The following is a 6,961-nucleotide window of genomic DNA, read 5'->3' as shown; positions in this document are numbered from 1 at the left end:
GCAAGACGTAAATGCCAAGCATTCAACGCCCGTAAATGATCGGAATCAGGTAAAATATCAGGTTGCATGTCATCGACTCCTTATTAGTCGCTGGTGTGAAGTCTTGCTGGTTGGAAGTAAGAGGCCAACCAGCAAGGCGAAATCCTATTATAAAGGATTACTTGAACAATAATGAATTTAAGAAATCATTCAATAAGAATTTAAAACCACAGAATACTTTGTTTTAAACACTTAATTAATTTAGCATTATATGCTTTAATTATTTCATTTAAAGTTTACTACACTATGTATTATGCGAAATAAGATGTACTCGAAATCAAGGGAAACAGCAGGGCACTCGTCCCCAAAGTGAAGACTAATGCCCTGTTTCAGACATCAGCCGAAACGGTTGGTCAAGCGTCCAATCCCTTCAATGCTGACCACTACCGTATCACCATCCTGCATCCCGCAGACCCCAACAGATGTACCACAGGCAATTACATCCCCCGCTTCCAGTGTCATGTCGTGCGATATGCGGCTGACAATTTCATGAGGTGAGAAAAACATGTCAGCTACCGGATAATTCTGCTTTTCTTCACCATTCAGCTCCACCCGCACATACAACTGCTGCGGATCCAGCCCAGTAGTGATACAAGGGCCGAATGCGCCGAAATTGTCAGAACCTTTAGCTCGACTCCAGTGAACGAAAGCAGGATCAAGTTTCAGCATGTCCCGCGCCGTTACGTCATTGACGCAGGTATAACCAAAGATGTAATCAGCCACTTGCTCCAGCGCTACATTGCGGCAGCGTTTGCCGATCACAATGCCAAGTTCGCCTTCAAACACCACCATGCCGGTGTAATCTGTTGGGCGTGGAATTGGGTCATCTTCCCCGGCAAAACTATTGGCAGGTTTAAGGAAATACAGCGGGTGCTCGGGTTTGTGCAGATTTTCGAGTTTGGCGCGAGCGTGGAAGTTGTTCCACAGGCCAATCATCTTGCTAGGTTCACATGGCATCAACAGACGTACATCTGCGACTGCAAATGTGCGCCCGCTAGGCGCATTGGCAGCAAACAGCTCACCCGTGTACTCTTTTATTTCCCCCTCTGCCCAGACCCCGAAACGGATTGCATTTTCTGCTTCAAACCTTACCCAACGTACCATATGCCTCTTCCTGCCATTCATTGAATTGGCAGGAAGGTTACTGTTGCAAAGCACAAAAATCCAGTCATCCGGGTGAGATAGCTACCTTGTACTCACTCGTCAGTTGCTTTGTACTGCGCCATCAGTTCCTGCTGGGTCTTTTCCGTGACTGGCTCATAATGGCTAAACTGAATTGCCCAGCTCCCTTCCCCACCGGTCAGCGAGTTCAGACGTGAAGCATAATCAGTCAGTTCTACCAGTGGAACTTTGGCCTGAATGACCATGTTACCTGACAAATCTGCTTGTGTATCATGAATCTGCGCTCGCCGGGTCGCTAGGTCGCCGGAAATGTCACCCATTGCCACGGCGGGAACTGTGACTTCCAGATCGACCACTGGCTCCAAAATGATGGGGTTGGCTTCGGCAATCGCTTGCATGAATGCCTTACGTCCCGCTGTTACGAAGGCAATTTCTTTGGAATCCACTGAATGCATTTTTCCATCCAGCAATGTGACACGAATATCCATCAACGGGTTGCCGCTAATCGCGCCGGAAGCCAGTAACTGACGCACACCCTTTTCCACTGCGGGAATCAGTGAGCCAGAAACTGCCCCGCCAACGATACGGCTGACAAATTCAAAACCTGTCCCCCGCGCCAGTGGCTCCACTTCAATCAGCACCTCACCAAACTGCCCTGCCCCGCCCGTCTGTTTTTTGTGACGGTATTGCGCCTGTGCAGATTTGGTGATGGTTTCGCGGTACGGAATCCGAGGAAGTGTTGCATCGACTTCTACATGATATTGTTTATCCATACGCTCCAGGGCAATACGCAGGTGCAAGTCACCCAAACCACGCAGTACGGTTTCATTGGCGGTGGCATCGTATTCAATTCGCAAGCAAGGGTCTTCTGCAACCAGTTTATGTAGTACTTCTGACAGCTTTTGCTCGTCACCGCGCTTCTTGGCTCGTAGTGCAAAACCTACCAAAGGAGTCGGCAGGGTCATGCCAGACATAGCCACACCATCATCTTCATGGCGCTCATGCAGGATAGTGCCCAGCTCAATCTCATTGATCTTGGCAATGGCACAAATATCACCAGCCACAGCCTGCTGTACTGCAATACGCTCCTTACCTTGCAAACGGTACAAATGGGCAATCTTGATGGCTTTGCCATCCACTCCTGCCAGCACCTGATTACCCAGTTTCAGGTTGCCTTGATGTACCCGCAACAAAGCCAGTTTGCCAACGAACGGATCGAATTCCACATGAAAAACGTGCGCCAGTAAAGGCTTGTCAGAATCCGGGGCAGCCCAAGTTTCTACAGTTTTATCCCCTTGATGGCGGATAAATGGATGCGGGGTAGCCTCCTGCGGGTTGGGTGCGAGTTTGGCAATAATATCCAGCAATTCAGGAACACCAGTGCCTGTTTCGGCAGAAGTGAAACAGACAGGAACCAGATGATGCTCACGCAACGCCCGTTCAAACGCTGCGTGCAATTCTTCTGCGGATACACTACCCTCTTCCAGATAATGTTCCATCGCAGCTTCATCAGCTTCCACCACCTGTTCAATCAGGGTTGTATGGGCTTTACCAACAGACGAGAAATCAGCGTCACCAGACTCATGGTCATACACTTCCACCACTTGCTTGGCGTGGTTGACGGGAAGATCCAGTGGCAGGCATTCACGCCCAAACACTTCAGTGATTTCTTCAAGGCGTTGCGCCAGCTTGTCAGGAGCGGTGTCGATGCGGTTGATCACAACCATACATGGTAGACGCTGGTTGCTAGCCCATTCCATGATCTTGCGGCTCATTGGCTCGATACCCGCCTGGGCATTGATGACCACCACGACCGTATCGGCAGCGGTCAGCGCTGTCAGTACTTGCCCCTGAAAATCAGGGTATCCCGGTGTATCAATCAGGTTGATGTGGCAACCGGCATAATGTGCGGTAGCAACAGAAACATACAGGGAATGGTGATGTTGCTGTTCAAGTGGATCACAATCAGTGACGGTATTGCCTTTGTCAACGTCACCCTGCTGGGTGGTTTCACCTGCCTGAAACAGCAAGGCTTCGATCAGGCTGGTTTTGCCCGCACCAGTATGCCCGATGAAAACGACGTTGCGGATGTCTTGGGTGGTATGCACGCTGCCTCCTTATTTTGAATTGGGTTTTTGCCCATTCTACTCCGTAGGAAGACAGGGGGGCTGATCTATATCACGTAAAATCGTTCCACACTCCCCTGCGTTGCATCAACCGACTGTCAACGCGGACGAAAAGGAATCTGGAACAAGGCACGCAAACTATCCCGCAGCTTGTTGCCGGTCGGAGGGGTTGCCTGGCTTTCCGGGTAAACTTCGCGTGGCTGATAACCAAATGTCTGGTTAAACAGCGCAAAGTCGATACGGAAGGAATCCCCTTCACCATACTGGCTGAGAATTTCCACCAAGGGCATTTCGCGTTTATTGCTGGATTTGACGGCTTTGATGAATCCCTGAGAGCTCAGTTCGGTAACAGCTTCAACCTTGCGGCGACGGTTGCGCTCATCCAGAATGTTCCAGCAGATGATACCGGTATTGTTTTCCTTTTGCTGGTGAGTAATGGCTTGCAGTGTAAAATTCTTAACCATGTTATTGTTCTCATGCTATTGGTGGGGCAAATCGCAAACTAGCATAAAAAGCCGACACAACCACGGTTTTTCAGATAACCTGCATGGTCACTGTTACAGCCGTACCCAACTACCGTTAACCAGCCCCTCAATCGGCTGGAAGCTGGTTTTGTAATTCATTTTTGGTGACGCAGCAATCCAGTAACCGGGGTAAACATAGCGCAACCCTTGCTGGCGGGCGTAGGCAATCTGCCATAGTACCGCATACGTTCCGAGACCGCGTTCTACCCCCGAGGTTGGCGAGTAAAAGGTATATACGGATGAAAAACCCTGTTTCAGCTCATCCACCGCAGCTACTGCCAACAGGCTGTTGGCATCCCAAAATTCCACCAACATGGTTTTGCACCAGGTTGCCAGCAGAAAACCGGCGAAAGTATCAATGCTATCGGCATCCATACCACCACCTGCGTGACGTTGCTGGATATAACGCCGGTACAAATGTGAGTATTCGGGCTTGAAACCTTCCCGGTTGATTTTCACCTTCAGGTCAGCATTACGCCGCAGATTACGGCGTTGCGAGCGGTTTGGCTTGAATTCTGCTACTGGAATACGGGTAGAAACACAAGCACGACATTCCCGGCAATGCGGTCGGTAAACATCATCCCCACTGCGTCGAAAGCCACTATCCAGCAAGCGTGAATAAAGGTTGCCACTCATGCTGTAACCGGGGTCGACCAACAGATTCATGGCTTCTTGGCCCGGCAAATAGGGGCAAGGATGTACGGCAGTAATGTACAGGTTCAGGTTGCTTTCTGCCGACATCCTGTTCATGGCTCAACACCCTCCGCTGGAACAGGCAACCTTGCGCAAGTCATCCAGACTCTGGATCTGGATGTTACCACGCTGCTCATTGAGCAAACCCTGCCGTTTCCAATCCGACAAAAAGCGACTGACCGTTTCAATGGTCAACCCCAGTAATTCACCGATCTCGGCGCGGGACAAGGGTAATGGAGCCCAACCATTTTCACTATCTTCACACCAACGGATCAGGAAGGAAGCCAGACGTTCGGGGGCTTTTTTGGCTCCCAGTTCCAGCATCATGTCTTCCGCTTCACGCAGGTGCTGAATCCAGCGGCGCATCATCGCGTTTTCAATTTCGGGGTTTTGCTTTTTCAGTTCCATCAGGTCGTGCAGCGGCAAGCGGCATACTTCAGTTTCCCCTAAAGGAATAGCGCTATGGTTATAGGTTTCATCAGCAAAACCGTCAAAACCAAACAAATCGCCAGTATGTAACACACGTACAATTTGGGTACGCCCGTTGGGCAAGGTTTTGATCAGCTTGACCAGCCCCTTGCGCAGGGTAAAGGCGTTCAGGGAAGGGTCGCCCTGATGATAAATGATTTCATCAGCAGCATACGTGACAACAGGAGGATGAAAAGTCTGGATTTCAGTTAAGCGGTTAATCGGTAATTGCGCAAAAATGCTCAAATGCCGAATCTGGCAGGACTGGCAATGCCCCCTGCCCTTGATGTTTGCCATACCCTCTCCTTGTTGTATCCGGCCTAATGCCGCAAGACACCTGAATATTACTGCGTTCGGCCTTGTAGGACAAAGCCTAAAACGCAGGAGAGAGTATGGCAAGAAACCAAGGATTGCTCGTGTTATTGCACCAGTGCTTTTACAACCACAAACGCACCACGCAAATCGCCTTCCTTGAATCCGGTAGCTTTGTCGTTTGGATACAGTTCACCCAGCTTGGCAGTAACTGCCGGGCTGATTTCAGTGCCGTGGCAGTTCAGACAGACTGCACCTGTCGGGATAGCTTTCATGAAGCGGAATTCATTGCCGACGATTTCAGCGTAAGCAATGCCTGCCGGGTCTTCGCCAGCCGCTTTTTTGGCTTCAAAGTCGTTGAGAACTTTGGTTTGCCATTCATTCGGTACGTTGTTCTGATTACGGCTTTTCAAGCTGATACGGTTAATTTGCAAGCCTTTGTCCGCCGATACGGTTTTGGCAATTTCAGGGGCTTTGGTGTTGCATACCTTGATCGCTTCAACTGGACCACCCGCTTTCATGGCAGCTTCCAGCTCCCCTTTCAGGGAGCCTGCCAAAGCCTGTACTGCGGTTTTGGCTTCTTCTGCCAAAGCAGCCTTGTCAGGTGGAGCCGTCTTGACTGGAGCTGTCGCTGCGGGTGTTACTTCAGGTTTGGCTGTTTGGGTTTGCTTTTTCTCCTCACCTCCACATGCGGTTAGCAAAACGGCGAGACTGATTAGTGAGAGTACTTTTTTCATTACTTTTTCCCTGTGTTTTATATGGTTTAGGCAACTGTCGATTCTGGCACAAATTGTGGCGTACACATCAGACAGGAAGGGTTCGGGGCACCTTCTTTACGCCAGCCTGCCAGATCATGCTTCGGGCAGTGGTATTGGTTGTAACGCACGCTGATTTCCGTCACGACCCACTACCCACCACTTCCTTTGCGCCGCTTGAAGGGTGCAATTTCATCCGATAATCCCGATTGGGCTAAGGCGATGATTTCACCATCAACCAGATCAATGCGTTCATGCTGCACCGAAGCATCCAGGAAACCATCGACTGTCGCTAGTTTGTGCGCTTCCATCCTGTTACTCCATGCCCTGTCAAGTTCATCTTCGCCAGCTTAACGCACTGATTCGCTGAAGACAAAATGCTTTGCTTGATGTTTAGGGCTAACTCACAGCATCCTCTTCATCAGAGTGGATTTGCCCGAGCCGGGCACGCCAGTGACGCAGGTCAGTAGCTGATAATAAGCAAAAAGAAGGGGCTAAATTGCCCCTTCATCCAGAGAATTATAAATTCACGATCATTTACATGCGCCACTTGCACTAGCAGTGCCAATCTTACCCTCTGCACATGATACGGTTGTTGGGGAGTAAACCATCGCCGTATAAATGCTACCCTTTCCAGAGTATGAGTAGCTTCTGCCATCAGAATTACGGGTTACTTTGGCATAGGTAGAGCTGGAACTGCTATTTGCTCGCGTTCTAGCCCAGTTAGTTCCACATTTTTTAGAGTAACGCAGTTCAATAACACCACCTGTAATAATCTTGGATGCCACAGTCGTAGCGTCGCTATCACATCCCATCGAAATAGGATCTTTGCCATCATAAGCAGGTGGTACATCCTTGATGGTCTGGGTTTTGCTGCCGCTCTTGGTTGTGCCGTTGTGGGTGTAGCTTGCCATTACCGCCA

General features: G+C 49.9%; 8 protein-coding genes. All 8 read right to left on the bottom strand.

Annotated elements, in window-relative coordinates; translation table 11 throughout:
• Nucleotides 1-375 precede the first annotated feature (375 nt).
• Complete coding sequence (locus B2U47_RS17225) at nt 376-1,143, bottom strand: fumarylacetoacetate hydrolase family protein (RefSeq protein ID WP_296682920.1); 768 nt, start codon at nt 1,141-1,143, stop codon at nt 376-378.
• A gap of 92 nt (nt 1,144-1,235) precedes the next feature.
• Complete coding sequence (gene fusA, locus B2U47_RS17220) at nt 1,236-3,269, bottom strand: elongation factor G (protein WP_296682922.1); 2,034 nt, start codon at nt 3,267-3,269, stop codon at nt 1,236-1,238.
• Between the two features lie 116 nt (nt 3,270-3,385).
• Nucleotides 3,386-3,751 (bottom strand): hypothetical protein, encoded by a 366-nt coding sequence (locus B2U47_RS17215; RefSeq protein ID WP_296682925.1) that lies wholly within the window; start codon nt 3,749-3,751, stop codon nt 3,386-3,388.
• A 93-nt stretch (nt 3,752-3,844) separates the two neighbouring features.
• Entirely contained in the window at nt 3,845-4,561 is a 717-nt protein-coding gene (locus B2U47_RS17210) for an arginyltransferase (RefSeq protein ID WP_296682927.1), read from the bottom strand.
• Between the two features lie 3 nt (nt 4,562-4,564).
• A complete protein-coding gene (locus tag B2U47_RS17205; protein ID WP_296682930.1) occupies nt 4,565-5,269 on the bottom strand; it encodes a Crp/Fnr family transcriptional regulator in 705 nt (234 codons plus the stop codon).
• A 122-nt stretch (nt 5,270-5,391) separates the two neighbouring features.
• Complete coding sequence (locus tag B2U47_RS17200; RefSeq protein WP_296682932.1) at nt 5,392-6,021, bottom strand: Tll0287-like domain-containing protein; 630 nt, start codon at nt 6,019-6,021, stop codon at nt 5,392-5,394.
• 170 nt (nt 6,022-6,191) lie between these two features.
• Complete coding sequence (locus tag B2U47_RS17195; protein ID WP_296682935.1) at nt 6,192-6,350, bottom strand: hypothetical protein; 159 nt, start codon at nt 6,348-6,350, stop codon at nt 6,192-6,194.
• A gap of 222 nt (nt 6,351-6,572) precedes the next feature.
• On the bottom strand, nt 6,573-6,961 hold a 389-nt coding region (locus B2U47_RS17190), incomplete at its 5' end, for a DUF2690 domain-containing protein (RefSeq protein ID WP_296688472.1).

It is taken from the genome of Thiothrix sp. UBA5583 (assembly GCA_002425225.1).
GTDB lineage: Bacteria > Pseudomonadota > Gammaproteobacteria > Thiotrichales > Thiotrichaceae > Thiothrix > Thiothrix moscowensis.
Note: the sequence above shows the minus strand (reverse complement) of the source record. Positions and strands in the feature narration are given on the sequence as shown.